At 68.8% G+C, this 25,878-nt stretch carries 18 protein-coding genes; 12 read left to right on the plus strand and 6 right to left on the minus strand.

Annotated features, from left to right (window positions below; genetic code table 11):
* Window positions 1-40: 40 nt before the first annotated feature.
* The 12 genes from pilQ (at window position 41) to FMQ63_RS28830 (ending at window position 19,949) form a co-directional block, all read left to right on the plus strand.
* On the plus strand, window positions 41-2,746 hold the full coding sequence (gene pilQ / locus FMQ63_RS28775; RefSeq protein WP_011555723.1) for a type IV pilus secretin PilQ: 2,706 nt from the start codon (window positions 41-43) through the stop codon (window positions 2,744-2,746).
* A 39-nt stretch (window positions 2,747-2,785) separates the two neighbouring features.
* A complete protein-coding gene (locus FMQ63_RS28780) occupies window positions 2,786-3,448 on the plus strand; it encodes a hypothetical protein (RefSeq protein WP_225909475.1) in 663 nt (220 codons plus the stop codon).
* Window positions 3,449-3,508: 60 nt separating this feature from the next.
* Window positions 3,509-3,871, plus strand: coding sequence for a hypothetical protein (locus FMQ63_RS28785; protein WP_011555721.1), 363 nt, complete (start codon window positions 3,509-3,511; stop codon window positions 3,869-3,871).
* 134 nt (window positions 3,872-4,005) lie between these two features.
* Entirely contained in the window at window positions 4,006-4,584 is a 579-nt protein-coding gene (efp, locus tag FMQ63_RS28790; RefSeq protein WP_011555720.1) for an elongation factor P, read from the plus strand.
* Window positions 4,585-4,627: 43 nt separating this feature from the next.
* Window positions 4,628-5,227, plus strand: coding sequence for an acetyl-CoA carboxylase biotin carboxyl carrier protein (gene accB / locus FMQ63_RS28795; RefSeq protein WP_011555719.1), 600 nt, complete (start codon window positions 4,628-4,630; stop codon window positions 5,225-5,227).
* 73 nt (window positions 5,228-5,300) lie between these two features.
* Complete coding sequence (gene accC / locus FMQ63_RS28800; RefSeq protein ID WP_011555718.1) at window positions 5,301-6,686, plus strand: acetyl-CoA carboxylase biotin carboxylase subunit; 1,386 nt, start codon at window positions 5,301-5,303, stop codon at window positions 6,684-6,686.
* 188 nt (window positions 6,687-6,874) lie between these two features.
* Complete coding sequence (locus FMQ63_RS28805; RefSeq protein WP_011555717.1) at window positions 6,875-10,057, plus strand: tetratricopeptide repeat protein; 3,183 nt, start codon at window positions 6,875-6,877, stop codon at window positions 10,055-10,057.
* Window positions 10,058-10,084: 27 nt separating this feature from the next.
* A complete protein-coding gene (locus FMQ63_RS28810) occupies window positions 10,085-11,029 on the plus strand; it encodes an ExeA family protein (RefSeq protein WP_011555716.1) in 945 nt (314 codons plus the stop codon).
* A 5-nt stretch (window positions 11,030-11,034) separates the two neighbouring features.
* Window positions 11,035-14,964: a translocation/assembly module TamB domain-containing protein gene (locus FMQ63_RS28815; protein ID WP_020478393.1), complete on the plus strand. Its 3,930-nt coding sequence runs from the start codon at window positions 11,035-11,037 to the stop codon at window positions 14,962-14,964.
* A 14-nt stretch (window positions 14,965-14,978) separates the two neighbouring features.
* Entirely contained in the window at window positions 14,979-18,074 is a 3,096-nt protein-coding gene (locus tag FMQ63_RS28820; RefSeq protein WP_011555714.1) for a POTRA domain-containing protein, read from the plus strand.
* A 17-nt stretch (window positions 18,075-18,091) separates the two neighbouring features.
* Complete coding sequence (locus FMQ63_RS28825) at window positions 18,092-18,607, plus strand: hypothetical protein (protein ID WP_225909474.1); 516 nt, start codon at window positions 18,092-18,094, stop codon at window positions 18,605-18,607.
* A 22-nt stretch (window positions 18,608-18,629) separates the two neighbouring features.
* A complete protein-coding gene (locus FMQ63_RS28830) occupies window positions 18,630-19,949 on the plus strand; it encodes a lysophospholipid acyltransferase family protein (protein ID WP_011555712.1) in 1,320 nt (439 codons plus the stop codon).
* On the opposite strand, the gene FMQ63_RS28835 is transcribed toward FMQ63_RS28830, so the two are convergent.
* The 6 genes from FMQ63_RS28835 to FMQ63_RS28860 all read right to left on the minus strand — a co-directional run.
* Window positions 19,940-21,208, minus strand: coding sequence for an MFS transporter (locus tag FMQ63_RS28835; protein ID WP_011555711.1), 1,269 nt, complete (start codon window positions 21,206-21,208; stop codon window positions 19,940-19,942). The genes FMQ63_RS28830 and FMQ63_RS28835 overlap by 10 nt on opposite strands.
* Complete coding sequence (locus tag FMQ63_RS28840) at window positions 21,205-22,140, minus strand: Ppx/GppA phosphatase family protein (protein ID WP_011555710.1); 936 nt, start codon at window positions 22,138-22,140, stop codon at window positions 21,205-21,207. The genes FMQ63_RS28835 and FMQ63_RS28840 overlap by 4 nt, the downstream gene beginning before the upstream one ends.
* 14 nt (window positions 22,141-22,154) lie before the next feature.
* A complete protein-coding gene (locus FMQ63_RS28845; protein ID WP_011555709.1) occupies window positions 22,155-23,339 on the minus strand; it encodes an aminotransferase class V-fold PLP-dependent enzyme in 1,185 nt (394 codons plus the stop codon).
* Window positions 23,340-23,426: 87 nt separating this feature from the next.
* Window positions 23,427-23,969: a hypothetical protein gene (locus tag FMQ63_RS28850; RefSeq protein ID WP_020478392.1), complete on the minus strand. Its 543-nt coding sequence runs from the start codon at window positions 23,967-23,969 to the stop codon at window positions 23,427-23,429.
* Window positions 23,970-24,090: 121 nt separating this feature from the next.
* A complete protein-coding gene (gene tolB, locus FMQ63_RS28855) occupies window positions 24,091-25,386 on the minus strand; it encodes a Tol-Pal system beta propeller repeat protein TolB (RefSeq protein WP_011555707.1) in 1,296 nt (431 codons plus the stop codon).
* A partial coding sequence (locus FMQ63_RS28860) for an energy transducer TonB (RefSeq protein ID WP_141276798.1) occupies window positions 25,383-25,878 on the minus strand: 496 nt, incomplete at its 5' end. The genes tolB and FMQ63_RS28860, both read right to left, overlap by 4 nt.

A 25,878-nucleotide genomic window follows, 5' to 3' on the forward strand; every position in this document is an offset into this window, starting at 1 on the left:
CCGCGGGCGGTGGCCCGCTTCCAACTTGTTGAGGGGACGCATGCTCGAGGAGAGCGCTGTGACGAGGGGCAAGTGGATGTTGGCGGCCGCATGGGCGGTCGTTCTTGTGGGCGCCAGGGTGCATGGTGCCGAGCTGAATACGCTGCGGGGACTTGATGTGTCCCGCACGGGCTCGGGTGCCCAGGTGGTGGTGACCGGCACCCGGCCACCGACCTTTACCGTGTTCCGGCTGAGCGGGCCGGAGCGCCTGGTCGTGGACCTGTCGTCGGCGGATGCGACCGGCATCAAGGGACACCACGAGGGCTCTGGACCGGTTTCCGGTGTCGTGGCGTCCCAGTTCTCTGATCAGCGCGCGAGCGTTGGCCGGGTGCTGCTGGCGCTGGACAAGGCGTCTCAGTATGACGTGCGCGCGGACGGAAACCGGGTCGTCATCTCCGTGGATGGCACCTCGCAGTCCGTTGACGCGAAGCGCGCCGAGACGCCGGCCAGGACAGAACGCATGACCGCGTCGGTGGAGGCGAAGCCACACCCGGTCGCCGCCCAGGCTCCGGCCAAAGTGGTGAAGGCAGAATCAGCGGCAGTCCCCAAGGCCGCGCTCCCGGAAAACGTGGTGGCTGCCGAGGCTGATGAGCGGGAGGTGTCGAATCCGGCCCAGCACATCACTGCCATGTCGTTCGCGGACGATACCCTCAGCATTCGTGCGGATGGTGACATCGCCCGCTACGAGGTGCTGGAGCTTGCCGACCCGCCTCGGCTCGCGGTCGACCTGTTTGGCGTCGGCCTCGCGACGCGTGCTCCTCGCGTGAAGTCGGGGGCGCTGCGCGATGTTCGTGTGGGCGCGCATGCAGACAAGGTTCGCCTGGTGCTGGACGTGCGCGGGACGATGCCTGCCTACCGAGTGGACCGCGCGAACCGTGGCCTCGAGGTGGTGCTTGGACGCGCGGTTGCGCGGAAGGCTGCGCCGGCCGTTGAGACCCAGGCAGTCGTAGCCTCCGTGGCAGAGGTCGAGCCGCTGCGTCAGACGCCTGTGAAGTCCGACGCCTCCCCCGTGGTCGAAGTGAAGGATGTGCGCTTCGAGGAGAGCAGCTCGGGGGGCCGCATTGTGATGAAGCTGTCGGGCACCTCCGGGTGGAAGGTGGACCGGCCGGATCCTCGCAGCGCGGTGCTGACGCTGGACAACGCGCGCCTTCCGAAGAAGTTCGAGCGCAGCCTCGACACCAGCGCGTTGGATACGCCGGTGAAGATGATCAGCGCCTTCAGTGTCCCGGGAGCGGGCGGCAAGGTGCGTCTTGTGGTGGCCGCCGATGGTGCCATTGAAGAAAAGGTATCCCAGAGCGCGGGAACGCTGTCGTGGCGTCTGGATGTGAAGGGCGTGAAGACGGAGGAGGTGGCCGTGGCTCAGCGCACCGCTGGCTTCACCACCGAGGCGCCTGCCTACGCCGCAGAGGGCGCGCCCCAGCAGGCCCGCTACCGTGGGAAGCGCGTATCCTTCGAGTTCAAGGACATCGACATCCAGAATCTCCTCCGCGTCATTGCGGAGATCTCCAAGAAGAACATCGTGGTGGCGGATGATGTCAGTGGCAAGGTGACCATCCGCCTGCGCAATGTCCCCTGGGATCAGGCGCTGGATCTCGTCCTCCGTACCAAGGCGCTGGGCAAGGAGGAGTTCGGCAACATCATCCGAATCGCTCCGCTGAAGACGCTCGAGGAGGAGGCCCGACTGCGTCAAGAGCGCAAGAAGTCGCTCCAGCAGCAGGAGGACCTGATGGTCAACCTCCTCCCGGTCAACTACGCCGTGGCTGCCGATATGGCGGCGAGGGTGAAGGACGTGCTGAGTGAGCGAGGTTCGGTGACGGTGGATCAGCGCACCAACGTCCTCATCGTCAAGGACGTGCGTTCCAATACGGAGCGCGCCCGCTCGTTGGTGCGCAGCCTGGATACGCAGACGCCGCAGGTGCTCATCGAGAGCCGCATCGTGGAAGCCAACACCTCCTTTAGCCGGTCGCTGGGCGTTCAGTGGGGTGGTCAGGCTCGCGCGGGGCAGGCGACTGGAAACTCAACGGGCCTCATCTTCCCGAACAACCTGGCCGTGACGGGTGGCGTTACGGGGACCGGCGCAGGGCTTCCTGATAATCCGAACTTTGCGGTCAATCTGCCCACGGGTACTGGACAGGGTGTGGGCGGAGCCATGGGATTCACGTTCGGTTCGGCGGGCGGGGCGCTTCAGCTCAACCTGCGCCTGTCTGCGGCAGAGAACGAGGGCTCGGTGAAGACCATCTCCGCGCCGAAGGTGACGACGCTGGACAACAACACAGCCCGCATCAGCCAGGGTGTGTCCATTCCCTTCAGCCAGACGTCGGCGCAGGGTGTGAACACCACCTTCGTGGAAGCGCGTCTGTCGTTGGAGGTGACGCCGCACATCACCCAGGATGGCAGCGTTCTGATGTCCATCAATGCGTCCAACAACCAGCCTGACCCGTCCAGCACGGGTGCCAACGGTCAGCCTTCCATCCAGCGCAAGGAAGCCAACACCCAGGTGCTGGTGAAGGATGGAGACACGACGGTCATCGGTGGCATCTACGTTCGCCGAGGCGCAACGCAGGTCAATTCGGTGCCGTTCCTGTCGCGGATTCCGGTGCTGGGCCTGCTCTTCAAGAACAACTCGGAGACCGACACCCGGCAGGAACTGCTCATCTTCATCACGCCCCGCATTCTCAACCGGCAGACCATTGCGCAGACTCTGTAAGGGTTTCCCTTGCGTCCTCTTGCAGGAGAGCGTTCGCTCATGAAGAACTTCTATCTCGCGGTGCCGTTGGCACTGGCCATGACTGGATGCGTTGACAGTGCTCCAGACATCCAGCTTTTCAACGCGTTCATTCCGGATGCTTCCTGTGCGGTCAACCAGTCCGGGCTCGCCAGTTCGGGCGGGTCACTGGACCTCTCGACGTCGGGCCGTTACCTCGCTGCATTCCAGGTCCGGAACAGCCTCTCGACTCAGGAGGTCGTCGTTGGTGAAGCCCCCGTAACAGGTGGTGGCGACGAGTCTTCCATCTACGTCAACAACGTCGAGTTGAACTACGAAACGCAAGGTACGGGGCCGACGCTCAGGAGTGACGTCTACCCCTACTATTTCAACCTGCCAGCGAACGCGACGCAGAGCAGCAGTGCGGTCCTGGATCTGCTGGGGGCCAATGCGAGCGCTGACCTCGCCGCCTATTTCGGCGGTGGCGGCACTGCGCCCGTAAGCGTCGTCGTTCGGCTGAAGCTGATCGGTAAGACCGTCAACGGCAAGTCGACCGAGTCGAACGAGGCCACGTACCCCGTCACGTTCTACCATTCGGGCTTCACTTGCCAGGCAGGAACGCAGCTCGTGCCCACCGGGCCCTGCGGGCTTCCGGGTGGGCAGGATGGCTTCCCTCCCGAGTGCACCGAGCCCGAGGAAACGTAGTCCCAATGTCCGCCGGGGCCCTTGACCGGGCCCCGGCCGTCTTTCTAAGAGCCTCTACCCATGTCCTTCCGCACGCACCTCGAGTCGGTGGTCAACCAGGTCGAAGGAGCCCTCGCGTGCAGCGTGATGGGCTTTGACGGCATCTCCGTCGACACCTTCCAGAAGGATGAGAGCGCCGAGCTGGACCTCAACGGCGCCTGGGTGGAGTACGCCAACCTCCTCACCCAGTTGCGCAACGCCGCGGAGACCCTCAAGACGGGCACCGTGAGCGAGGTCAGCGTCAACAGTGAGAAGGTGCTGACCGTGATGCGGCTGGTGTCACCGGACTACTTCCTGGTGCTCGCCCTTCACGCGGATGGTAACTTCGGCAAGGGCCGCTACGTGCTGCGCGTCACTGCACCCAAGGTGCGCGCCGAGCTCTAGTCGGATGCCCGGCCGGCAGTCATCCAGGCGACGCTTCCGCCGCTGCTTTCCCCTTCCATGGAAGGGGCGCATGGGCTAGACACCCCGGACTTTTCAAGCTTTCGCTGCTGCGAGTCTGTAAGGAGTCGGTCCCCATGGCCGGTGTCATCGATACGTCCGAGTTCCGCAAGGGTCTGAAGATTGAAATCGACGGTGAGCCGTTTGAAATCGCCGATTTCCAGCACGTCAAGCCCGGCAAGGGCTCCGCGTTCGTGCGCACCACGATTCGCAGCCTCCTGACGGGCCGCGTGCTCCAGCCCACGCTGAAGTCCGGTGAGAAGGTGGGCAAGCCCGACATCGAGGAGAAGGACATGCAGTACCTCTATGTCCAGGGCGAGGAGTTCTACTTCATGGACACCCGCAACTACGAGCAGACCTTCCTCGGTGAGAAGGTGCTCGGAGAGGCGAAGAACTTCCTGAAGGAGAACATCAACGTCAGCGTCCTCTTCTACAATGGCAAGGCCATTGGTGTGACGCTGCCGAACTCCGTGGACCTCAAGGTCACCCAGTGCGATCCGGGTATCCGCGGTGACACCGTCTCCGGCGCACTGAAGCCCGCCGTCCTGGAGACCGGCTACTCCGTCTACGTCCCGCTTTTCATCGAAGAGGGTGACGTGCTGAAGATTGATACGCGCGACGGTAAGTACCTGACGCGCGTGGCCACCAGGGGCTAGTACGCAGCTCGGCAGCGACGCCGGAGGGAAGGGGACGCGAGATATGGCAACGAAGCGCAAGTCGACCCGGGCCCAGGCGCCCGCTCGGACGGAGGCCGCCTCGAGCGGTCCCGCTGACACGGGTGGCACGTCCCTGGACGTGGATGCCCTGCAGCAGATCGTGGAGATTCTCGAGTCCTCGGACGTCACGAGGCTGGTCTGGAAGCGCGGCGAGGAGAAGCTCTTCATCCGCCGCGGCCAGGGCCCCGAGACGACCATCGTCCACCACGCCGCGCCGGCTCCCGTCGCCGCGAGTGTCGGGGTGGAGTACACCGCCCCTGCCGCTCCTCGCGTCGCCGCGCCGCCGCCGGCCGCTACTCCCGCCGCGCCGGCTCCGGCCGCCGAGAAGCCGGTGGAGAAGCCTGGCCACCAGGTGACGAGCCCCTTCGTGGGGACGTTCTACCGGACCCCCGCGCCGGACCAGCCTCCCTTCGTGGAGGTGGGCTCCATCGTGAAGAAGGGCCAGGTGCTCTGCATCATCGAAGCGATGAAGCTGATGAACGAGATTGAGTCCGAGGTCTCCGGCCGGGTGGCGGAAATCCTCGTGGAGAACGGCCGGCCGGTGGAGTTCGGTCAGGCGCTGTTCCGCATCGAAGTGGCCTGAAGATGAGGCTGGCGCGCCGCCCGTATCCCACGGGCGAGCCGCTCCTCATGACGGCCCTGACGGAGACACCCACGTGTTCAAGAAGGTGCTGATCGCCAACCGCGGGGAGATTGCCCTGCGGGTCATCCGCGCCTGCCGGGAGTTGGGCATCGCCACGGTCGCGGTGCACTCCACGGCGGACGCCAACGCGCTCCATGTCCGCTTCGCAGACGAGGCGGTGTGCATCGGCCCGCCGGCGTCCAAGGAGAGCTACCTCAACGTCCCGCAGCTGCTGTCCGCCGCCGAAATCACCCGCGCGGACGCCATCCACCCGGGCTACGGCTTCCTGTCGGAGAACGCCGAGTTCGCGGAGGTCTGCGAGAACTGCAAGATTCGCTTCATTGGCCCCCGGCCGGAGATGCTCCGGCTGATGGGCAACAAGGTGCGCGCCCGCCAGGCCGCGCGCGAGGCGGGACTGCCGCTGCTTCCGGGCAGCCCCGGCACCGTGAAGGACCCGCGTGAGGCGGAGGCCTTCGCCCGCGAGATTGGCTTCCCCGTCATCCTCAAGGCGGCCGCTGGTGGCGGCGGCAAGGGGATGAAGATCGTCCGCGAGCCGGGCGCGCTGGCGCAGGCCTTCTCCACCGCCCAGGCGGAGGCCGTGGCGTCGTTCTCCAATGGCGACCTCTACATCGAGCGCTATGTGGAGAAGCCGCGCCACATCGAAATCCAGATCGTCGCGGACGAGCACGGCAACATCGTCCACCTCAACGAGCGTGAGTGCTCGGTGCAGCGCCGACACCAGAAGCTCATTGAAGAGAGTCCGTCGCCGGCGCTGACGCCGGAGCTGCGCAAGCGCATGGGCGAGGTGTCCGTGAACGCCATGCGCAGGCTCGCGTACAACAACGTGGGCACCATCGAGTACCTGCTCGACGAGCGCGGCGAGTTCTACTTCATGGAGATGAACACGCGCATCCAGGTGGAGCACCCGGTGACGGAGCTCGTCACGGGCGTGGACCTGGTGAGCGAGCAGATCCGCCTGGCCTATGGGGAGCCCCTGCGCTTCACGCAGGAGGACGTCCAGATTCGTGGCCACGCCATCGAGTGCCGGGTGAACGCCGAGGACCCGATTACCTTCGCCCCCTGGCCCGGGAAGATTACCGGCTACAGCGTGCCGGGCGGCTACGGGGTGCGCGTGGACTCGGGCGCCTACGAGAACTACACGGTGCTGCCGTACTACGACAGCCTCCTGTCGAAGCTCATCGTCCACGCGGAGGACCGGGCTACGGCCATCCGCCGCATGCAGCGCGCCCTGGGCGAATACGTCGTGGAAGGCATCCGCACCAACATCCCGTTCCACCGGGCCGCGCTCGCGGAAGAGTCCTTCCAGGAGGGCAATTACGACACCCGTTTCGTGGAGCGCTTGCTCGCGAGCGAGACGGGCTCCCGGCGGCTGAAGAAGGCCGTCGAGGAGACGCCGTAGCACCCATCCACGTGGTGCGGATTCCCGCTTGTCGGGCCGCTACGCGAGCAGGTGATCCGGCCCGGGGGGAGCCGGGCCGTTTCTTGACCCGCGTCGGAGCTTTCCGTTAGCCTCCGACACTCCCCCTTGCTGAGGATGGAAACCCGCGAAGTTCAAGGGGTTTCGGCCTGCTGGAAGCCCACCGCTCGATGGACAAGAACAAGATCATCGAAGCCGCCGCGAAGCTCGTCGCGAAGGGCGCCTACGACAAGGCCATCAAGGAGTACCAGAAGGTCCTGGAGGTCGACCCGAAGGACATCCGGGTCCTCCAGAAGATGGGGGAGCTGTACCAGAAGAAGAACGACAACCCGCAGGCCGCCCATTTCTTCACCAAGGTCGCGGAGAGCTACTCGTCGGACGGCTTCTTCCTCAAGGCCGTCGCGCTCTACAAGCAAGTCCTCAAGCTCAATCCGAACCTGCTGGAGGTGAACCTCAAGCTGGCGGAGCTTCACCAGCAGCTCGGGCTGATGTCCGAGGCGATGGCGTACTTCCAGATTGTCGCCAACCACTACGACAAGGCGGGCGACACGAAGTCGTCGCTCGATACCTTGAAGAAGATGGTGGATCTCGACCCGGAGAACGTGGCGTCGAAGATCAAGCTGGCGGAGCTGTACGCGCGCGAGAACATGACGCGCGAGGCGGCCCAGGAGTTCAAGCGCGCCGCCGAGTACCTCAAGCGCAACAGTCGCGCGGATGACTGGCTCCGCGTGGCCGAGCGGCTGTCCGCGCTGGAGCCGGACAACCTTCCGCTGTCGAAGGAGCTGGCCACGTCGTACCTGCAGCGCGGCGACCAGAAGCGCGCGCTGGCGAAGCTGCAGGTGTGTTTCAAGGCCGACGGCCGCGACGTGGAGACGCTCACGCTGCTGGCGCAGGCGTTCCAGGGCCTGGGCCAGACGTCGAAGACCATCTCCGTCTACAAGGAGCTGGCCAAGATTCATCAGGAGCGCGGCCGCGTCACCGAGGCCGAGGCTGTCTGGACGCAGATTGAAGTGCTGGACCCCGAGGACCCGGACCTGGTCGCGCGCCGCGCGCCCGAGCCCGCTCCGGCGGCGCCCCAGCCCGCGGCGGCACCTCAGCCCGCCCCGCGCCCCGCGCCCCAGCCCACGGCGGCAGCGCCGGCGCCGGCGCCCGTGGCACCTCCCGCTCCGGCGGGGATGGGGCGCGAGCAGCTCTCCAAGCTGCTCACGGAGACGGACGTCTACGTCAAGTACGGACTCCACGACAAAGCGCTGGAGCACCTGCGCAAGGTCTTCTCCGTCGAGCCGGAGAACCTCGACGCCCACGAGAAGGCGTATCAAATCTACGTCGCGTCCGGGAACATGGCCCAGGCATCGGAGCAGCTGCTGAATGTGCTCCGCCTGTGTACGCGCACGGCCGACGTGCAGCGCGCGCAGCCGTACCTGGCCACCATCCTCCAGGAGAATCCCGCCCATCCCGAGGTGCCCGCGTTTCTGTCCGTGCTGCGCACGACGGGGCCCGTGGTCGCCGCGCCGACGGTGTCCGTGGTGGAGTCGGTGGGCGAGGACGCCATCCTGGTGGACTCCAGCGACGACGAGATTCTCGTCGCGCCGCCGCCGGAAGACGCGCTCCTGCACCCGCCCGGTGACGAGCTGGCGCTGACGACGCTGCCCTCGAGCGATTCGGACGAGGTCATCGAGGAGGACAGCGACTCCGCCGTCATCAGCGAAGAGGCGCTGGTGGGCGAGGCCATCACTTCGGGTGAGTTCGAGGTGTACGGCACGCCAGATCCGGAGGACCTGGCGGCGGCGTCGGTGGACGAGACGCTGGTGACGGACGACGACCAGTTGGTGCTGTCCGACGAGCCGGGCCTCAGCGTCACCGATGACGAGCCGCTCGTCGCCTCCAGCGATGATGACCTGGCTGCCGTGGCGGCGTACTCGCTCGACGACGAGTCGCTGGTGGACGACGGCGCCGCCACGTCCATGGAAGCGCTGTCGCTCGGGGACGACGACGAGCCGCAGCCCACGCAGATGCACGCGCCCACGCAGGCGCTGCTCGACGAGGCCTCGCCGGACACGCTCCAGGTTCCCACGCTGGACTCGCTGGACGTGCCTGCGCTGGACGACGAGGCGCCTCCACCGCTGGACTTGGAGAATGTGCCCACGCGCGTGGGCGCCGCGCCGTTGACGGCTGCCGACCTGGACGAGGACCCGTTCGGGGCCCCCGCGCTGGGCGACCCGATGGAGTTCGAGGAGCCCACGGCCTCGCACGCCATCGTGACGGTGGACGACGAGTCCTTCGTGGACGACGCGCCGGACCTGTCCGCGGACGAGCTGTCCGAGCCGGTCGCCTACGAGGAGCCCGCGGTCGAGGTCGAGCCCGATCCGGAACCCGAGCCCGAGCCGGCAGTCGAGGCCGCCGCCGATGAAGAGGAGCCCGCGGCGGAGGAGTGCGACGAGGCGTCGTTCTTCCTCGACCAGGGGCTGCTGGAAGAGGCGCGCGAGATTCTCGAGACGGTGATGATTGCCTTCCCGGGCCACGCGCGCGCAGCCGAGCTGATGGAGCGGCTGGAGGCGGCGGAGGCGGGAGGCGGCGCGGAGCAGGAGGACGCGGCCGCGGAGCCGGCGCAGATTCCGAGCGTGCAGCCCGTCACGGACGGCTACGAGGACGCCGAGGAGACCACGGGCGAGCGCGACGCGTTCGACCTCGCGGCGGAGCTGGCCGGGGAGATCGACAACTTCGGCGATGACGCCGGGGCCTCGGCGCTGCCTGCGGAAGAGGACTTCCAGTACTCGGTGGAGGAGGTCTTCTCCGAGTTCAAGAAGAGCCTGGCCAAGGTGGTGAAGCCCGAGGACGTGGACACGCATTACGACCTGGGCATCGCGTACAAGGAAATGGGCCTGCTCGACGACGCGCTCCACGAGTTCGACGTGGCCCGCCAGGGCAGCGCGGGCGGCAAGCGCGAGCTGGACTGCATCACCATGATGGGCATGCTCCAACTGCTGCGCGGCGACGCCTCCGCGGCCGTGGAGGCCTTCCGCGAGGGGCTGGGCAACCCCCACGCCACGGGCGAGGCGGCCAAGGCGCTCGGCTTCGAGCTGGCGGCGGCCTACGAGGCCCAGGGGGAGGCGGGCAAGGCGCTCTTCCACTACCAGCGCGTGGCCGCGATGGACGGGAAGTACCGCGATGTCGCCGGGCACGTGTCCCGGCTTGCGGCTTCCGTGGCGCCGGTGGAGGATCCGCTTCCGACGCCTTCTGGCAATGGGGCCCAGGCCACCAGCAGTCCGCCCGCACCCGCGGGGGCCGCGGCGCCCACCACTCCGATACCAGCGGCTGGCGCGTCCAAGGCGCGCAAGGTCGGCTACCTGTAGTTGCACCCCGCGAGGTCCGGCGAGCCCATGACTACGTACCTGGACTTCTTCGAGCTGACCCAGGAGCCCTTCTCCAACGCTCCCGTCAGCCGCTTCTATTACAACTCGGCGCAGCACTCGCAGGCGCTCACCCGGCTGATGCACGCGGTGAGCTACATGAAGGGCCTGTCCATCCTCGTCGGTGACATCGGCGCGGGGAAGACGACGCTGGCCCGCCGCATGCTCGACTCGCTTCCGGAGTCCGAGTACGAGGCCGCGCTGCTCGTCATCATCCACTCCGGCATCACCGCCAACTGGTTGCTGCGCCGCATCGCGCTGCAGTTGGGCGTGGAGAATCCGGCGCAGGAGAAGCTGGCGCTGCTGTCGCAGCTGTACCAGCGGCTGCTCCAAATCTACGAGTCCGGCAAGAAGGCCGTCGTCCTCATCGACGAGGCGCAGATGCTGGAGACTCGCGAGCTGATGGAGGAGTTCCGGGGGTTGCTCAACCTGGAAGTGCCGGAGCGCAAGCTCATCTCTTTCGTCTTCTTCGGCCTGCCGGAAATCGAAAAGAACCTGAAGCTGGACCCGCCGCTCGCGCAGCGCGTGGCTATGCGCTACCGGCTGGAGCCCTTCACCGCCGAGTCGACCGAGGCCTACGTCAAGCACCGCCTCCGGCTCGCGGGCTGCCCGCGCATGCCCTTCAGCCCGGAGGCGCTGCTGGCCGTACACCAGCACTCGTCCGGCTCGCCCCGCGTCATCAACACGCTGTGTGACAACGCGCTCTTCGAGGCCTTCCTCGCGCGCGAGCAGACGGTGTCCGCGGAGCTGGTGCATCGCATCGGGAAGAACCTGGGCCTGCTTGGGGTGAACACGCCCGCCGGGCAAGCGGCCGAGCGGCCGAGCGCTTCGGCGTCGACGCTCCCCAGGACGACGAGCAGCAAGGTGGACCTCGCGGAGATCGACCGCTACCTCGAAGGGCTGGGTAAGCTGTAGCGGCTTTGTCTTCTCAGAGCCGCCACGGTGCGCGCAGGGCGCTGCTGTTGGTGCTCCTCGTCTTGTCGGGGAGCGTGCTCCTGTTGCGCATGCCGGAGACCTGGGAGGTGGCGTGCACGCTGGGCCGCCGACACCTGCCAGACGTGCTGGGCCTGGACGTGGGGCTCGGCCGCTGCGAGTTGGACCCGCTGGGCTCCCGCGTGGTGGTGCACGGCTTCTCGTTGTTCCTCCCCGGCACGGATTCGCCGCTGGTGGCCGTGGACAGGGCGGAGGTGCAGCTCGGCTTTCTCCAGCCGCTTCAGGGCCGGCTGACGCTGGCCCAGGTGAAGGCATCCCGGCCGCGCGTGGCGCTGGACTTGTCGCAGCCCTCGTCGCCGTCGGAGCCCAAGTCCAACTTCTGCTTCCTGGAGCCGCTCGAGCACCTGCGCGTGGCGAAGCTCGACATCTCCGGCGCGGAGCTGCGCCTGGCGCTGCCTGAGGGCCGGCGCGTGGAGGTGGACGAACTGGACGTTCGCTGGGACGAGCAGTGGGGCGTCATCGAGCTGGACGTGGAGGCCCGGCGCGGCCGGGTGCGCCTGGGCCCGGACGGACGTGAGCTGGCGTTGGGGCAGCTGGTCATCGCGGGCGCGTTGGACCCGGACGAGGCCCTGCTGGAGTTGGAGCGCGCCGAGGTGTCGCTGGACGACATCACCACCACGGTGTCCGGCCGCGTGGATTCGCTGTGCGCGCCGCGGCTGGCCCTGGACGCGCAGGTGTTCCTTCCGCTGCGCGCGCTCTACCAGGCGCGGCTGATTCCCAGCCCCGCGACGGGGCACCTCTGGTCGCGTGTGTCCATCGCGGGGAAGGTGGCGTCTCCCGCGGTGTCGCTGGAGCTGTCGGGCAACAGCCTGGGCTACGGGGACTTCGGCCCGACGAACCTGCACGCGCGCCTGTCGTACTCGGGTGAAGACGTCCGGCTGGAGGAGCTCACCCTGCCCGTGGGCGCGGGCAAGGTGCGCGCGACGGGGCGGCTGGGGCTCACGCCGAACTTCCCGCTGGAGGTGTCGTTGACGACGGAGGACGCGTCGTTGGGCCGCATCCTGGACCGGGCGGGGGTGAAGGGCTCCTGGGTGGACTTCCCGGCCTCGCTGGACGCGCGGCTGTCCGGCAACCTGCTGCCGCGCTTCTCCCTGTCGGGGCCGTTGGACCTGCGGACCGGGAAGTTCGTGCTGGCCACGCATGCGTTCGACACGCAGCCGAAGGACGGGCTCACGATTCTGGAGTTCGACAAGGCCCGCGCGCAGGCGCAGGTGAAGCTCCAGGCGGACCGCGTGGCCTTCAGCCACGTCAACGCGGAGGTGGGCCACTCACGCGTGACGGGCGACGTCGTGCTCCTGCTGGCGGGCGGGTTGGGCCTGGACATCCATGGGCAGGGTGACGTGGACCTGGCGGACTTTGGCCACATCGCGGGCCTGCCCTGGGCCGGACGGGGCCACGCCACCTACGCGATTACCGGACCCGCGTCGGACGTGAAGGTGGAGGCGGGGCTGTCCTTCCGCGACTTCGAGTTCTGGAACCTGTCGCTGGGGGTGATGCAGGGGAAGCTGGCCTACAAGGACAGCCTGCTCACGTTCCCCGCCTTCTCCGGTCAGAAGGGGCGCACGCAGTACTACGGCAAGGCGGGCGTGTCCTTCGGGCGGCTGCTCAACCTGCGCCTGGAGGTGAACGTCCCGCAGGGGCGCAACGAGGACCTGGTGGACGTGGTGGCGGGCCTGAGTCCGTCGCTCGCGGTGATGCAGGGCACGTTGGGTGGAACGGCCACCGGCCGCGTGGAGGTGGACAGCCCCGTGGAGAAGCTGGAGGGGCTGGTGGCGTTCGACGTCAAGGACACCACCTACCTGGGCCGGCGCATGGGTGACGGCGCGGCGCGGCTGCGCTTCGTGGATGGCAAGGCGATGGTGCTGGAGCGCACCACCCTCACGGGGCCGCTGGGCCGCACCTGGGCAGAGGGCACCTTCACGTTCGAGGGCGGGCTGGACTACCGCTTCGGCGGAGACGGTCTGTCGCTGGCCGAGGCGGTGGACCCGGAGCTCGCCGAGCGCATGGGCATCGAGGGCACCATGGTGATGGACGGCGTCGTGTCGGGCACCGCGGACGTGCCGGTGGTGGACGTCACGCTGCGCGCGCCGCGCGTCACCTTCGCCGAGCGGAACCTGGGCGCCATGGACCTCACCGGGCGCATGGTGGGGAAGAACTTCGAGGTGTGGGGCCACCCCTTCGGGGACGCCACCGGCCGCATCCGCATGAAGGTGCAGGAGAACTGGCCCTATGAAGCCCAGGGCTCGTTCTCGTTGCCGGAGATTCGCCCGCTGCTGCCGGACGCGCCGCTGTGGGCGGGCGTCAGCGGGTCCCTGTCGGGCACGGTGAGCGCCAAGGGCCTGCTCTTGGAGCCCGCGGGCTCGCAGGTGAACGCCACCGTGGAGCGGCTGGTCCTCTCCCGCGACGACCTGCGCGGGGAGAACGCGGGCCCCATCGTGCTGGCGTACGCGGCCGGGCGGACGGATGTGCAGCCCTTCCGCTTCACGGGGCAGCACGTGGACCTGTCGCTGGGCGGGTGGATGAGCCCGCGCGGCCTGAACGTGACGCTGCGGGGCGGGTTGGATTTGCGCCTGCTGGAGTCGTTGATGCCCGCCATGGTGGAGCGCTCCTCCGGGCGCATCACCGTGGACGCCGAGGCCTCCGGGACGCTGGAGAAGCCCTCCGTGGTGGGCTCCGCGGAGCTGTTCGACATGCGGCTGGCGCTGCGGGACTGGCCCGTCCAGGTGCGCAACATGGCCGGACGCGTGGAGATGACGGGCCAGCGCGTGCTCGTGGAGCACCTGCAGGGCCAGCTCAACGACGGCCGCGTGTCCGCGCGCGGCGACGTGCGGCTGGAGCGCTTCCTGCCGCAGCGGCTGGGCCTCACCATCCAACTGGACGAGGTGCCTTACCGGCTCACGGAGGACCTGCCCGCGACCTTCTCCGGCCTGCTCCAAGTGATTGGTCCGCCCAAGGGCTTCACCGTCACCGGTGGCATGGACATCGTGAAGATGCGCTACCAGAAGGCGCTGGACGTGGATGCGCTGCTGAAGACGATGCAGAAGCGCACCACCCACCTGGCGGCGGGCTCGTTGTCGTCGTCCGGTGAGCCTCCGAAGCCCTGGGTCATCTGGGATGTGAACGTCCACTTCGGCGACGTCCGCGTGGACAACAACCTGGCGAAGGCCCGCCTGCTGGGGGACGTGCGGTTGACGGGGACGGACCTGCGGCCGGGACTGCTGGGCCGGGTGGAGCTGGCCGAGGGCAGCCAGGCCTTCTTCCGGAACAACCCCTTCACCATCAGTCAAGGGCAGCTCGAATTCCAGGACCCCACGCAAATCGACCCTGTCTTCGAGGTCCAGGCCCAGACGCAGGTGCGCGAGTACGTGGTGAAGCTGCACGCCTTCGGCAAGCCGGCGGACCCGCAGATTCTCCTCTCCTCGGAGCCGGCGCTGGTGGAGGGCGACATCGTCTCGCTCCTCACTCTGGGGTTCACCTCGTCAGACCAGGATACCGCGGCCTCGGCGAGCGCCGGCCTGGCGGCCGAGGCCCTTTTCAACGTGTCGGGCCTGGACCGGCAGCTCCAGCGCTTCCTGCCCAGCAATCCGGTGTTGAGGGATTTGTCCCTGCAGATTTCGACCACCTACAACGACGCCACCCGGCAAGCGGAGCCCACCGCGCAACTGGAGTCGAAGTTCCTGAGCGAGCAGCTTAAAATCGGTATGACTCAACCCGTGAGCGGGCGCGGCACGCGGGCGCGGGCCGAGTACCGTTTCGATGACCGACTCTCCGCGCAGGCCCAGTGGGACAACGAGAACAACGAAGCCTCGTTTGGAAACCTCGGACTCGAGCTGAAGCTGAGCTGGGAGGTCGAGTAGTCCGGGCCCTCGCGGTGCTGGCGCTGGTGCTCTGCGTCCTCGTGCCGGGCGTGGCGCGCGCGCAGGCGGACGACGGCGTTGGCTTCGGCGCCGAGGTCATCGCCGTGGAGCTGCACCTGCCCGGAGGCGCGGACGCGCAGGGCCTGAGCGACCTGGTGGCGGTGCGCAAGGGGCAGACGCTGACGCCGGGCGCGGTGCGGCGCTCGGTGGAGCGGCTGTGGGCCACGGGCCGCTTCACGGACGTGGTGGCGCGCACGGAGCCGGTGCGAGGCGGGGTGCGGCTGATGTTCCAGCTCACGCCCGTGTCGCGGCTGGCGCGGCTCCGCTTCGAAGGCAACTCCGTGCTGTCGGACGGGGAGCTGCTGGAGGCCAGCAGCTTGCTGGAGGGCGGGCCGCTGGAGGCGGAGGAGCTGCAGGGCGCGGTGTCGTCCGTGCTCCAGGCGTATCAGCGCAAGGGGTACGACTCGACGAGAGTCTCCGTGACGCAGGAGCCGGTGACGGATGGCATCGCGGTGGTGCTCACCGTGGACGAAGGCCTGCCCACGCGGGTGCGGCAGGTGACCTTCTCCGGCAGCCCTGGCCTGCCGCTGTCCCGGTTGCTGGAGGTGCTGGCGCTGCATCCGGGGCAGGTGTTCGACCGGGCGCGCCTGTCCAGCTCATTGGAGGAGTTGCGCACCTTGCTGCGTGGCGAGGGCTACTGGCGCGCCCAGGTGGGAGCGCCGGCGGTGCTGGTGGAGGGCAGCTTCGCGTCGGTGGCGGTGCCCCTGATGGCGGGGCCTCGCTATGTGGTGCGCTTCCACGGCAACCGCCACTTCCCCCACGGTGTGCTGGAGCGCGTGCTGGCGCACGACGTTTCGGAGCCCATGGACGAGGTCGTCGCTGGCCGGCTCGCGCGACGCATGGAGGCCTTCTACCGCTACCGCGGCTTCCACGACGTGCGCGTGCGGCCCCGCGAGGTGCTGCGTCCGGATGGCGAGGTGGCGGCGCTGGTGTTCGACGTGGAGGAGGGGCACCCGCTGCGCGTGGCCGACGTGCGCTTCCACGGCAACCGCGGGCTGCCGGTGGAGACGCTGCGCGCGCTGCTCGCGGAGCAGGTGCTGGCGGGCATGACGCGGCCGGAGCTGGACCTGCGGATGCTCGACGACCCGCTGAACACCGAGGGACGTCACGGCCTGGAGCTCCCGGGCGTCGCGCCGCCGCCGCCAGCGTCCACCGTGTACGTGGAGGATGCGTGGCTGGAGGCCGTGGAGGCCATGAACGAGGCCTACCGCGAGCAGGGCTTCCTCTCCGCGGTGGTGGCGTTCCGGGGCCTGACGGTGGATGTCGTGGGGCGTACGGCGGTCGCGGACTTCGACGTGGAGGAGGGGCCCCAGGCGCGCCTGGTGAAAGTGGACTTCGAGGGCGTGCCACCGGGTCTGACGGCCTGGGTCATGGGCCGGCGCATGCGCGAGGGCGCGCCGCTGAGCTTCGACACGGTGGAGTCCTCGCGGCAGGCGCTGGAGCAGGAGCTGGAGCAGGAGCTGGGGCGGCAGGGCTACCTCTTCGCGCGCGTCACCACGGAGACGGGCGTGGGCGAGGACGGAACGCAGGCGACCGTCATCTTCCGCGCGGACGCGGGCCCGCAGGTGAAGGTCGGGAAGATTCTGGTGCAGGGCCTGACGCGCACGGACCCGGACCTGGTGCTGGCCAACCTCGCGGTGGAGGAGGGCAAGCCCATCGCGCTGGATGAGCTGACGGAGGGCCAGCGCCGCCTGGCGCGCCTGGGCGTGTTCCGTCAGGTGGACATCGCGCTGGCGGACCCCACCCGGCGCGAGGACACCAAGGACGTGCTGGTGACGGTCCAGGAGCGGCCCCGGTTGGATGGCCAGGTGTCCGGCGGCTACTTCCTGGTGGACGGTCCCCGCATCACGCTCGACACGGCCTACCGCAACCTGGACGGGTTGGGGCTCAGCCTGCTGGCGCGCGGGAAGATCAACTACGCGGGCTGGAGCGCGGAGGCGCTGTCTCGGGACCGGCGCATCGCCTGCCAGCAGACGGTGCCCGGTGGCGGTCCCGCTCCGGGATGTGACGTGGAACTCCAGGGGCTCAATGGCCTGGGAGGCCGGGGCAACCTCGCGCTGGCGCAGCCGCGGCTGTTCTTCCTGCTGCCGCTGCAGGTGGGCGCCCGCCTGGACCTCATTGGCGAGCGCATCCACCGGCCTTCCTACGTGTCCTCGCGGTTCGCGGCGGCGGCCGCCATGGACTGGGCCGCGGCGACGTGGCTCAACCTGTCGCTGTCCTACGAAGTGGAGAACAACCGGCTGCGCTCGCGCGCGGGCGTGCTGGAGCTGCTCAACCGTGCCGACCGGGAGCGGCTGCGCTACCCGTTCGGCGACTTCGCGCTGCATTCGTTGCGCCCCTCTGTCACGCTCGACTTCCGGGATGACCCGGCCAACCCGCGCAGGGGCGTGGTGCTCGTCTCCAGCGCGGAGTTCACCCGTGGCTTGAGCGTGCGTCCCACGGACGTGGCGGGTAACCGCGTGGATGCGTACCCCATCGACGGCGTGAAGCTGTCGGGCAGCCTCAGTGGCTACATCCCGCTGGGACGGCGGGCGAGCGTGGCGCTGTCCGCGCGCGCGGGCACCATCATCCCGTTGGAGGAGCAGGCGCAGGCCATTGGCTCGAAGCTGTTCTACCTGGGTGGTTCGTCCAGCCTGCGCGGCTTCCGTGAGGACGGTGTGCTACCGGAGGACGTCCGCGGCGCGTTGCAGCAGCGGCTGCGTGACTGCCGTGCGCTGATTTCGCCGTCGGGGTGCTCCGCTGAGCTGAAGGCCGTGCTCGCCGGGCAGGTCCCCGCGAGCCAGGGTGGCGAGCTCTTCACCCTGGGCAAGGCGGAGCTGCGCCTGCCGGCCCTGTCCTCCGTGGACCTGGGGCTCTTCTTCGAGGCGGGCAACCTGTGGCTGGACCGGACGCAGTTCGACCCGGGCCGGCTGCGCTACACGGCGGGCGCGGGCCTGCGCTACGTGACGCCCGTGGGGCCGCTGGCCTTCGACGTGGGCTTCAACCTGGACCCGGACGAGTCGGTGAACGAGGCCACCACGCAGTTCCACTTCAGCATCGGGACGTTCTGAGGGAGGCGATGGTGCGCATGCGCTGGCCACGGTGGACGGTGGTGGGCCTGGGGCTCCTGGTGGCGGCGGGCTGCCGGACCACCTCCGCGTCCGCGCAGGGGCCGGCGCGGCCCAAGTGGATGCCTCCGGAGGGAACGTGCCCCCGGGGCGCCTTGCTGCAGATGGAGCGCCTGGGCCTGAAGCCCGGGGACAAGGTCCCCGTCATTGTGGATGCCATCCAGGACCACCCGGGCCCGGCGCGCTACAACTACAGCTTCGTGATTGCGCTGCCACGCGAGCAGGGAGAGCAGCAACTCCCCGGCGCGCGCATCGGTGGCCGCCTGTACGTGACGAAGCACCGCGTCTTCGGCCGGTATGACCGCATCTTCCTGCCGGAGTCCGGGGCGATGTCGGTGCCCTTTTGCGGCATCCTCCTGGACTCGCGCTGGGACAAGGACGGCGAGGGCCTGATTGCCTACCCGAGCCCGATGAAGGGCTTCTCTGTGGTGCAGGACAACACCGGCGTCATCCAGGTGGTGGACCGGTATCCCTGAGACGTGGAGTACAGTCTCCTCCGTGTTCTACGCGTTCGTGCGTGCGGTGGTGGCGCTGTGTCTCCGACTCTTCTACCGGGTGAAGGTGAATGCCCCGGCGCTGGAGCCGGACGGCCCGGTGCTCTTCGTGGGCAACCACCCCAACGGCCTTATCGACCCGGCGCTGGTGTTCATCCTCACGCGGCGCAAGGTGACCTTCCTGGCGAAGGCGCCGCTGTTCCGGATGCCCGTCATCGGCTGGCTGTTGAAGGGGTTGGACGCGCTGCCGGTGTACCGGAAGCAGGATGACCCGGCGAAGATGGGCGGCAACGAGGGCACGCTGGAGGCCGCGAAGGGCGCGCTGGTGCAGGGGCGCGCCATCACCATCTTCCCCGAGGGCAAGAGCCACTCCGAGCCTGGGCTCGCCGAGCTGAAGACGGGCGCGGCGCGCATCGCCGTGAGCGCGGCGAAGGCGGGGGCTCCGGTGCGCATCGTCCCCGTGGGGCTCACCTACGCGGAGAAGCACGTGTTCCGCAGCGAGGTGCTCATCGACGTGGGGCCCGCCATCGACGTGCAGGACTTCCTGCCCGCGGACGCCGCGGCGGAACCCGATGCCGTCCGCGCCCTCACCGAGCGCATCGCCAGCGGGCTTCGCGCAGTGACGCTCAACCTGGAGCAGTGGGCGGACCTCCCGCTGGCGCAACTGGCCGAGCAGCTCTTCGCCTTCAAGCAGGGTGGGGCGCTCGATGCGGAGCGCCTGCGACTGTGGGCGCGCGGCGTCCAGATGTTCCGCGCGCAGGAGCCGGAGCGCTTCGAGTCCCTGCGCGCGCAGCTCGCCGGCTTCCGGCACCGCATGGCGCTGGTGCAGGCGACGGGGCTGGAGGACCTGGCGCTCGTGTACCGGCCGGGGAACGTGGTGCCCTTCGTGGTGAAGAACGTGCTGGCGCTGGCGCTGGGCCTGCCGCTGTTCGCCCTGGGGCTGGGCCTGTTCTGGCTGCCCTACCAGTTACCTCGGCTCGCCAGCCGAAACGCCGAACTGGACGTGCAGGCCACGGTGAAGTTCCTCACCGCCTTCGTGGTGGCGCTGGTGTGGTGGGGCGTGCTGACAGCCGCCGCGGCGGTGTGGGGAAGCGCGCTCCTGTCCGTGGCCGTCTTCCTCGCTGTGCCACCGCTGGCGCTGTTCACCCTCTACTTCGCCGAGCGCTGGGAGTCGCTCCAGCGCGACATCCGCGTGTTCTTCACGCTGGGCAACCGCGCGCGCCTCAAGCGCCTGCTGCTCGCGGATGGCGAGCGGCTGGCCTTGGAGATGGAGCGCCTGGCCGACGAGTACCGGCCAAGGCTGGATGCCGCCGCTCAGCCCTGACGCGCGAGGGGCACTGCTTCACGGAACAGCCGGGCGCCCAGCAGCAGCGCGAAGCCGCCGAGGAGCACGGGCAGGGCATTCACCGCGATGGCGGTGTGCAGGCTGGATGCGTCCGCGATGGTGCCGATGAGCGTGGGTGAAATCGCGTCACCCAGCAGGTGGATGCACAGCACATTCAGTCCCATGGCGAAGGCTCGGAACGCGGGCGGCACGCAGTTGACGATGGCCGCGTTGATGGGGCCGCTGTTGAGGAAGATGAGGAACTGCGCCAGGGCGATTGCCGCGAAGGTGGGGCCCACGGCCTTCAGGCTCACCGCCAGGTACATGCACGGGGCCGCCAGCATCAGGCCGATGCCGGACATCCACAGTCCGCCGCCCTCGCGCTTGCGGTCCAGCTTGTCGCCAAGCCAGCCGCCCGCCACCGTCCCCAGCAGGCCGGCCACCGCAGTAATCGCACCGAAGATGAAGCCCGAGCTGTCCTGCGCCAGGCCGCGCTCGCGCACCAGGTACGTGGGCATCCAGAAGCCCAGGCCGCCAATGGAGAACGTCATCAGCGTGTACCCGGCCGTCACCGCCCAGAAGGCCGAGTTCCGCGCCAAGCCCTTCAGGCCCACCATGAAGGGCAGCTTCGCCTGCGCGTCCGGCCCATCCATGGCGCCGCGCTGGGGCTCCGGCATGAAGAAGGCCATGGCGCCCAGAATCAGCCCGGGCACGCCCCCCGCGAAGAAGGCGACGTGCCACGAGTAGGCCTGCGTCAGCCACCCGCCCAGGCCGTAGCCCGCCGCGGCGCCCACGGGGATGGCGATGTAGAAGAACGCCAGCATCCGCGTGCGCTGCGTGCGCGGGTACAAGTCGGAGATGATGCTGGGCGCCACGGCGCCGTAGCCGGCCTCGCCGATGCCAATCACCGCGCGGGCCAGGAGCAACGCGCCGAACGAGGTGGCCAGCCCGCTGGCCCCGGTGGCCAGGCTCCAGAGAACCACGCCGCCCACCACCAGCAGCCGCCGCGGGTAGCGGTCCCCGAGGAACCCGCCCAGCGGCGAGGCCAGCATGAACACCACGATGAACATGGTGCCCAGCAGGCCGGACTGCGTGTCGTTGATGCCGAATTCCTTCTGGATGTCTGGCAGCGCCACCGCGACGATGTAGCGGTCGAGGTAGTTGACCAGGTTGATGAGGGTGAGGATGAGCAGCGCATAACCCGCGTTGCTGGCGGGCACGGCGGACGCGGCCGGTGAGGCCGCGGATTGGGCGTTCATGAAGAGGTGGCTCCGGCTCCAAAGCGGTGCGCGAGCAGACCCCAGCGCAGGCCCCTGTCACTGACGCGGCAGGCATCCAGTCCCAGCGCCTTCACCGACTCCAGCAAGATGAGGGCACCCGCGGGGATGACGTCCGCGCGCTTGGGCTGCATGCCGGGCAGGGCACGCCGCGCTTCCAGCGGCATGGCGCACAGCCGGTCCGCGAGGGCGGACAGCTGGCCCACGGACAGCGTGCCGCCGTGGACCTGCTCCGCGACGTAAGGGTGGATGGCGTGCTGCACGGCGTACAGCGTCGTCACCGTGCCCGCGACGCCCACCAGGGCCGCGCCGGGCGGCGGGGCGGGGAGGGCGCGGAAGGTGTCGCGCAGGTGGGCTTCGACACGCGCGCGGTCCTCGGACGTCATCGGGTCAGCGCCGACGAAGCGCTCCGTCATGCGCACCGCGCCCACGTCGAAGCTGTGCCGGAAGTCCACGTGGCCGCCACGGTTGCCGTAGATGAACTCCGTGGAGCCGCCGCCAATGTCGAGCACCAGCAGAGGGCCCGCCGCGTCCGACGCGAAGTCCGAGTGCACCGCGGCGAAGGACAGCTCCGCCTCCATGGCACCGGAGATGATTTCCACTGTCACATTCGCGCGCGCCTTCGCGGCGGCGAGGAACTCCGCGCCGTTCTCCGCGTCACGCGCGGCGCTGGTGGCGGACACAGCGATGCCTTCGGCGCCCAGCTCGCGCGCCTCGCGAGCGAAGGACTCCAGCACCTGGAGCGTCGCCTCCATGCCTTCAGCGGAGAGCTTGCGCGTCGCATCCACGCCCCTGCCCAGGCGGGTGATTTCCGCGCGCTCCCGCACGGCCTCGAAACGGCCCTCCGGGGTGCGCTCCGCGACGAGCAGGAGGACGGAGTTGCTGCCAACATCGATGGTGGCGAAACGCGACATGCGCGGCAGCCTACTCAACGCAGCAGCGCTTCCAAAGCATCGCCCAGGGCCTGGTAGTCGGCGGGGGTGTTGTAGAGCTGGGCGGAGAGACGCACATGCCGGTGCGGCGGACGGGGCCAGGGGGTGATTTGCGCCTCGATGCGGTATTCGTCGAACAGGCGCAGGTGGAGCGGGTCCACGTAGAGCGGGGGCTGGGGGACTTCGGGGAAGCCGTCCGGCAACGTCACCGTGGCCATGCTGCCGACCATGTCCTCGGGGCAGGTGGGCTGGGTGCCCAGCCGCGCGCACAGCAGGTTCTGCGCCGCCAGCACCTTGGCCCGGTTCGAGGCCATGACCTCCGGCCAGCCGCCGGGAAGCAGCCCGCCCATGAAGCGAATCACCTCGGGCACGCAGAGCACGGCCGAAGGGTCGTGCGTCCCCGTCCAGTCGAAGTCCAGCCGGAAGCGGGAACGGTCCGTCCGCCGGGAGTTGTGCCCGTGGCTCACGGACAGGGGCTTGATGGCGGACTGGAGGTCGCGCCGGACGTGAAGGAACGCGGCCCCCTTGGGGGCGCACATCCACTTGTGGCAGTTGCCCGTGTAGTACCCGGCACCCAGCGTGCGCAGAGACAGCGGCAGCATGCCCGGCCCGTGCGCGCCATCCACCAGCGTCTCCACGCCACGCTCGCGCAACGCGGCGACGAGTTGCTCCAGCGGCATCACCAGGGCCGTCTGACTGGACACGTGGTCCACCAGGAACAGGCGCGTGCGCGGGGTGACATGGGGTAGCACGGCGTCCACCACCGACTGCGCGGACGGCACTGGCCAGGGCAGCTTCGCCACCACCACCTTGGCGCCCCACTGCGACGCCACGAAGTCCAGCGCGTTGCGGCTGGCGTTGTACTCGTGGTCGGTGGTGAGCAGCTCGTCGCCAGGGGCGAAGCGCAGCGAGCGCAGCACCGTACTCACCCCCGCCGTCGCGTTGGGGACGAAGCCCAGGTCGTCCGCGTCCGCGCCGACGAAGGTGGCGAGCGCGGCGCGGGCGTCATCCAGCAGCGGCTCGATTTCGCGGTGGAGGAAGCGCACCGGCTCGGCTTCCAGGCGCGCGCGCAGCTCGGACTGTCGCTGGAGGACGGCTGTCGGGCAGGCGCCGAACGAGCCGTGGTTCAGGAAGACGACTTCGGGGTCCAGGCTCCAGTGGCTGCGGAAGGGCGCGCTCATGCGGGAGGACTCGACCTGAGCTGGTTGCGCCTGTCAACGCGCGGCACGTGTACAGGGGGCCTGCGCCGCGCTCGAGCGCGGATGCGCTCAAATCTCGATGGAGAGCTTTCCCGATTGGGACTTCTTGGGGTTGTAGTGCTCCAGGTCGGACTTGAGGACGTACCCGACGACACCGTTCGCTTCGGCCTGGTCTCCGCCGACGAAGGACATGATGACGACGTTGCCGCCGGCCGCACGGGCCAGTTGCTTCGCCTCCTCAAGGAGTTTCTCTCTCGGCAGGGTGCCGTGCGACGACGCACGAAGTGAGAGCTTCCCGAGAATCTCGTGCGGGGCGCCATCGGTCGTGCGAATGCTCCCGTTCACGAGCTCAACGCCTTCAGGGAAGGTATCGACGAGCACCTTCACATCGCTCGAACCTGATGCCACGGGAATCTGAAACTGGTTTCCCGTCATCGACGTGGAGCTGGGGTGGCGCCGCTCATAGTCCGCCTCATAGCGCTGGACCACCGCCGCATCCTCGGCGAGCCGTGCCTCGCCGAACGACGAGTACGTCACGGAGGGCTTCGTCGCGACACATGCGCCCAGGAAGAGGGCGGCAACGAGGACAGCGCAGCAGGATTTCATCGACATGTGCCTCACGAGAAAGGGAAGGGCGCGGAACGCTACACCGGCTTGCTCCCTCTTCGTCGAGACCACCCCTGCTGGTGATAGGGCCACAGGTGGGGCGCGCAAGCCCCACCTGTCCCAGGGGCTACTGCGCCTGCGGCAGCGGCGACCAGTCCGGCGTCTGGTACGTGCCCTTCTCGGTGCGCAGCGGGAGCTGGTTGTTGCCGTCCGCCGTCATGACGTAGAGCTGCGAGCCGCCATTGCGCGTGGACGTGAAGACGATGAGCCGCCCGTTGGGAGAGAAGGCGGGCTCCTCGTTGCTGCCCTGGTCCTGCGTGAGGCGCGTCACCTTGCCCGTCTCCACGCTGACGGTGAAGAGGTCGAAGGCGTTGCGCTCGTCGCGAGCGGTGAAGACGATGAGGTCTCCGCGCGGCGACCAGTCCGGCGTCTGGTTGTAGTTGCCCTGGAAGGTGAGCCGGCGCACGCCCGTGCCATCCGCGTTCATGATGTAGACCTGCGGGCTGCCGCCCCGGTTGGACACGAAGGCGATGCGCTTGCCATCCGGCGACCAGGTGGGGCTGGTGTTGAGGCCGTAGGGCGTGTCGGTGAGCGCGCGCGCGCCGCTACCGTCCGCGTTGGCCACGTACACCTGGGCGCTCTCGCCCTCCGCCAGCGAGTACGCGATGCGCTTGCCGTCCGGGGAGAAGGCCGCGCCGGTGGCCATCTGCCCACCGGAGATGACGGCCTTCGCCTCACCGCCGGGGGACTGCACGTAGATGTCCGGGCGATTCTTGCGGTACGTGGTGAAGGCGACCTGCGAGCCATCCTGGCTCAGCGCGGGCAGGATGTTGATGCCGCCCTTGGTGAGCGCCCGGGCGTTGCCGCCGTCCCAGTCCGCCACGTACACGTCGCGGTTGGTGCCCGCCTTGCGCACGTAGGTGATGCGGGACAGGAAGGGGCTGGGCTCGCGAGTGAAGTGCCGGTAGAGCGCGTCCGCCAGGCGGTGCGCCAGCAGCGAGGCGTTGTCGGCGGGCGCGTCCTTGGACACCTTCAGGTCCTCGCGGCCGGTGCCCACGTTGAACAGGCGCAGCTCCCCGCGCAGCACGCCGCCGTCCTGCGCCAGCGACACCTTCACGAGCGCTTCGGCGCCCACGTCCGCCCAGCGGCTGAAGTTGATGCTGGCCGCGGCCATGCCTTCCTTCGCGTCCGCCGTGAAGCCCTTGCGGTCCAGCACCTGGAGGATGCCGGAGGCGGTCAGGTCGAAGCTGAAGGCCGAATCGAAGGGCGCCACCAACGCCTTCGCGCCGTCGTTCTGCGTCAGGGGCGCGGGCACCGCCACGGGCAGTGGGCGGAAGTTGGCGCCGGAGATTTCGATGGTGGGCGCCTGCGCGAGCGCGACGACGGGGAGGAGGAGCAGCAGGGAGAGGAGCAGGGCTTTCATAGGGCGTTGAACACCAGGTTGACGCCGCTCTTCTGCAGGGCGTTCCGGAGATGGTCCGGTGGAGGAGAAAAGGGCGCGGCCTTGCGCACGGCCGTGACGACGGCCGAGTCGAAGAGGTCGTTCCCACTGGCCTTGGTGAGACTCACGTCCAGCACTTCACCCGTGCGGCCCAGGCGCACCGCCACCATGGCCTTGAGGTGCAGCCGCTCGGATTCGGGGATGGTGTCCGCCACGCTGTAGTGGCGGCGGACCTGCGACTGGAGCAGGCCGAAGTAGCGCTCGCCTTCCGCGGTGGCCGAGTCTCCGTCTGGGTCGCCGTCCTCGGCGCCCTCCGCCTCCTCGGGCTCCGCCGCCTTGGCCGTCTTGTCGAAGGCACCGAAGAGCCGCTTGCGCCGATCCTCGCCCGTCGTCTCGCCCTTCTGCGGCGTGGGCTTGGATGTGGAGGGCTCCGGCTGCACACCCGGGATGGGCACCGCCACCTTGGCGGGGGAG

It is taken from the genome of Myxococcus sp. CA005 (genome assembly GCF_006518205.1).
GTDB lineage: Bacteria > Myxococcota > Myxococcia > Myxococcales > Myxococcaceae > Myxococcus > Myxococcus xanthus.

Coding starts and splice junctions, on each gene's coding strand:
- pilQ (WP_011555723.1), top strand. CDS start 41: ATGCTCGAGGAGAGCGCTGTGACGAGGGGCAAGTGGATGTTGGCGGCC.
- FMQ63_RS28780 (WP_225909475.1), top strand. CDS start 2,786: ATGAAGAACTTCTATCTCGCGGTGCCGTTGGCACTGGCCATGACTGGA.
- FMQ63_RS28785 (WP_011555721.1), top strand. CDS start 3,509: ATGTCCTTCCGCACGCACCTCGAGTCGGTGGTCAACCAGGTCGAAGGA.
- efp (WP_011555720.1), top strand. CDS start 4,006: ATGGCCGGTGTCATCGATACGTCCGAGTTCCGCAAGGGTCTGAAGATT.
- accB (WP_011555719.1), top strand. CDS start 4,628: ATGGCAACGAAGCGCAAGTCGACCCGGGCCCAGGCGCCCGCTCGGACG.
- FMQ63_RS28805 (WP_011555717.1), top strand. CDS start 6,875: ATGGACAAGAACAAGATCATCGAAGCCGCCGCGAAGCTCGTCGCGAAG.
- FMQ63_RS28810 (WP_011555716.1), top strand. CDS start 10,085: ATGACTACGTACCTGGACTTCTTCGAGCTGACCCAGGAGCCCTTCTCC.
- FMQ63_RS28825 (WP_225909474.1), top strand. CDS start 18,092: ATGCGCTGGCCACGGTGGACGGTGGTGGGCCTGGGGCTCCTGGTGGCG.
- FMQ63_RS28835 (WP_011555711.1), bottom strand. CDS start 21,208: ATGAACGCCCAATCCGCGGCCTCACCGGCCGCGTCCGCCGTGCCCGCC.
- FMQ63_RS28840 (WP_011555710.1), bottom strand. CDS start 22,140: ATGTCGCGTTTCGCCACCATCGATGTTGGCAGCAACTCCGTCCTCCTG.
- FMQ63_RS28845 (WP_011555709.1), bottom strand. CDS start 23,339: ATGAGCGCGCCCTTCCGCAGCCACTGGAGCCTGGACCCCGAAGTCGTC.
- FMQ63_RS28850 (WP_020478392.1), bottom strand. CDS start 23,969: ATGTCGATGAAATCCTGCTGCGCTGTCCTCGTTGCCGCCCTCTTCCTG.
- tolB (WP_011555707.1), bottom strand. CDS start 25,386: ATGAAAGCCCTGCTCCTCTCCCTGCTGCTCCTCCTCCCCGTCGTCGCG.